1 pseudogene is annotated in these 232 nt (G+C 68.5%); it reads left to right on the top strand.

Features of this window, described 5'->3' with window-relative positions:
- A pseudogene (locus MFF40_RS29190) lies at positions 1 to 232 on the top strand (hypothetical protein); the annotation flags it as partial.

Here is a 232-nt window from a genome sequence, read left to right as displayed (position 1 = left end):
CAACTTCATCGTGGGCTTCCCCGGTGAGAGCGAGTCCGATCTGGCCGAGCTGGAGCGCTTCCTGAACGGCGCGCGGCTGGACGCGATCGGTGTCTTCGGCTACTCCGACGAGGACGGCACCGAGGCGGTCGGTTACGAGAACAAGCTGGACGCCGACGTCATCGCGGAGCGCCTCGCGCACATCTCCCAGCTCGCCGAGGAGCTGACCTCGCAGCCCGCGGAGGAGCGGGTC

Source organism: Methylobacterium mesophilicum (assembly GCF_022179445.1).
Classification (GTDB): domain Bacteria; phylum Pseudomonadota; class Alphaproteobacteria; order Rhizobiales; family Beijerinckiaceae; genus Methylobacterium; species Methylobacterium mesophilicum.
This window is presented reverse-complemented; position numbering and strand designations above follow the sequence as displayed.